This window comes from Patescibacteria group bacterium (assembly GCA_041661625.1).
Classification (GTDB): Bacteria; Patescibacteriota; Patescibacteriia; order JAHIZJ01; family JAHIZJ01; genus JBAZUB01.
In genome coordinates, this window is the sequence record JBAZUB010000025.1 from 1 (window position 1) to 2605 (window position 2605).

At 46.9% G+C, this 2605-nt stretch carries 2 protein-coding genes; both read right to left on the reverse strand.

Translation table 11 applies throughout. The annotated features are described in order from the left end of the window. Positions 1 to 1308 (reverse strand): hypothetical protein (locus tag WC734_06575; protein ID MFA6198782.1); only part of this gene is annotated, 1308 nt, incomplete at its 3' end. A gap of 177 nt (positions 1309 to 1485) precedes the next feature. Then, the coding region (locus WC734_06580; GenBank protein ID MFA6198783.1) for a Ser-Thr-rich GPI-anchored membrane family protein at positions 1486 to 2605 on the reverse strand (1120 nt) is incomplete at its 5' end.

Consider the following 2605-nt stretch of genomic DNA (forward strand, 5'->3'; position numbering starts at 1 on the left):
ATTAACTGTGCCATTGGCATCAGAATCTTTATAAGCGGCTGAAACCGGAATCGGCGAAGCCAAGTCAGTAATAGCAACTGGTCCGGTCGTAACAGCCGCGTTAGATGAGGCATCAACTACGCTATTGTTAAGATCATCATTGTCATAAGCGACTGTCGGATTGACCGCGCCGCCAGTTTCATTGGCATCCGCGGTAACTCCGATGGGGTATGTAATAGTTCCGGGGTTATCGCTGGAAGTGGCATAAACTGCGCCGATTGAACCAACCGTAATTGTCCAATCAACTGCCGTGCTGCCCGTCACCACTACCGTCTCCGACCAAGAAGCACTAAGAAAATTTATCGCGCCATCGGCATCGTCATCAGTGTATTGCCCACCGATAAGAACCGGACCGGCGCCATCGACATAAGTAGCCTGGACTTGATCAACAAGAACCGCGTTAGTATTTGTACCATCAGTCAGAGAGAAGGAATTTTGAGCAGAAACAGCCAAGAGGGTAGAATCATCCTTTGTGGCGACAGTGCTTGCTTCTACCCCCAAGACAATTGTAGTTGTAGTATCAGCACCAGCAATAAGATCTGTGTTGTTAGTGCCAAAAGCCGCGCCAATGAAGCTTCCCACATTGCCAAAAGTTAAATCATTAGCCGCGAGAATTGAACCTGCCGTGACTGTTTCCGTGTAATCGAGTTTTATCCGATCAACCAGACCATCAGTATCTCCGTCTAAATAAGTAATGGTTTTGATTACCGGAGCCGCGCCGTCATTTTCCGTGTCCGTCACATTGGTGTCACCAGTCAGAATCGCCACCAATTGTGTATTCGTAGCATCATTATATTCAGTTCCCGCGTTTGCGCCCTGTTGGGTGTAAATAATTTCCAGATCAGCGTTTAGGGTATTATTTGGCGTTACATTTGCTTCATTCAAATCAACTATAATAACTAACGGACTAGTAGTAGCCGTAGCGGCGTCGCCGACATTATCCGCGTTGGTGTCAAAAGCCACGGCGGTAATTGTCACCGGATCAACTCCCGCGTTATCAGTCGCAGTCCAGCCGGTAAGGTCATGAACAGCCGCGGTGGCTAGGCCGGCGTTATTAACCGTAACCCTAGCTTTATTTATTTCCCCATCCAAATCCGTATCAAGCAAGGTTATGTCCGTTACGGAGTTGTCCCCCGCCGCCAAAACCGGCAAAACTCCCGGACTTTGAGGAGTTGGCATGGTAAATGCCACGGCCAACCCTAAAACTAAAAATACTACCACCGACAATGGCAATACTTTAAAAAAACTTTTTTTGATTTTTTCTGCCATAAATTTTTGAATCTAGAATCCAAAAATAGAATCTAGAAAATTAAAATTATTTTGTTTATATATTAATTATTTATCTACAAAAAGTGTCCACATCCCCTCCTGATGGAATTATTTTTATTATATCACAAAACCAGACCGGAATAAACCGGCCTGGTTTTTAGATCTGTTTGGTTTGACTTAGAAAATCCTCATAATCGCATTCTCCGCAGCGGTTAAATCTGTGCCCGCGACATAAGTAACGGTCGAGGGGATCGTGAGAATATGAGCGTACTGAAAATTATTCGCGGTAAATCCGGCCGAGGTGATTTTTCTCTTCTCGGCGTTCTGGATGTAATAGACATCAACTGAGCTGGAGTATTTCACGAGCGCGCCGGTTGGATGGGAGTCGGTCGTGATATCAGAACCAAAGAGGTAATCAACCCAAAAGATGACAGGGACATCAATGACTTTTGTCGCCCAGTTGGAACCATAAAGAGTGGTGGCGCGAGCTTCGGTCGGAACCCAGCGGAGAAGTCCGTTTGGTTCAACGGCGTAAACCTTGGGATTTGTATCAATCTTCACGAGCACAGTACCAGGGCGAACGGTAACATTATCGCCGAGAGCAACTGCCTGAAGTGTTGTCGCGGAAACGCTCTTAATATTGGCAAAATCAGGATACCAGCTGTTGTAGGTCTTTACATTCGGGAAAATGTGGCGCTTGTTGTCAGAACCGTAGTAGTAAACAGTTGTACTTAGGGGGCTCTTAAAAAGATCGCCTGCCTGCAATTCACCCAAAGGAGTTTCTGGCGTGGCCGGAGTTTCCGGAGTGCCTGGGGTTTCAGGTGTTCCTGGTACAGGAGTGACATAAGTAATGGTAAAGTTGGCGTCGGAGATATCTGAGGTCACAAGAAGACTGCTGGAATCGTATCCTTCAATTTTTATTTTTGCTGCGCTATTCGCCACGTTGGGAACTGTCCAAGAATAAGAGCCGTCGTTATTCTCATTTGCAGCGATTGTGTACGGAAAGTTGATGCCTGAGTCTAGAGAATATAATAATTTAATTTTGCTGATGCTCGTGCCAGTTGTCGACCAAGTAATATTATGGCTCGAATTGCCAGCCCAAGATTCGCCGCCGTTCGGGGATGTAACCGTGACAGAATTGGATATAGCGCCTGTTCCTCCACCTCCGCCGACAATCAATGAAGTAAAGGAAAATGGGTTAGCCACCGGACCGGCAGCAAGACTTCCGTCGCCACCCGCGGCTGACTCGCCAGCCGTGGCCGTGTAAGTATACAACGTGGCGACATCAAACGCCGTG